This is a genomic window from Bacillus hominis (genome assembly GCF_018332515.1).
GTDB lineage: Bacteria > Bacillota > Bacilli > Bacillales > Bacillaceae_G > Bacillus_A > Bacillus_A hominis.
In genome coordinates this window covers 1-515 of sequence record NZ_BOQD01000555.1, presented here as the reverse complement: position 1 = coordinate 515, position 515 = coordinate 1, and the positions used below count along the sequence as shown (strand labels likewise).

Annotated in this window: 1 protein-coding gene; it reads left to right on the top strand. The window is 31.7% G+C overall.

The genetic code is table 11. From position 1 onward, the window contains the following. Window positions 1-274: 274 nt before the first annotated feature. On the top strand, window positions 275-515 hold a 241-nt coding region (locus KI356_RS27305; protein WP_212937015.1), incomplete at its 3' end, for an S-layer homology domain-containing protein.

Sequence of the window (515 nt, the reverse complement as noted above, 5' to 3'; positions counted from 1 at the left end):
TGCGCTTTTTTCTTATTTTTAATTGTTTATTTGTATATTAATTCTGCTGGTCATAGTTTGAGTAGTGGTATTAAATGGGAAAAATAGGTTGATTTTGGTTACTTTTTATAATGTAAAAGTATGATTTAGTAACTTCATTGTTAATTAGGTGTAAAGAAAAGTATGTGAAATACAGTTCACAAATTAGACAAACTTATATGGATAAGTGTATTGTTACTTTTTCGTGAATTCTTTATATTAGAAAAAAATATGTTTTTTTTAGGGAGAGAATACAGTGAAGAAAAAGATTTTGAAAGTAGCGACAGCTTTAACAATTATGGGTGGAATTGGATTAAGCGCACAAGGTACTACAGCAAATGCTGAAGTAGCTGTGAAACAACAAGCTGCATCTGTTACATTTAAAGATGTACCGACAGGACATTGGTCTTATGAAGCAATCCAAAATCTAGCAGATTGGGGAATCGTTGCTGGTTATGGAGATGGAAGATTCGGTTTTGGTGATAATGTAACACGTG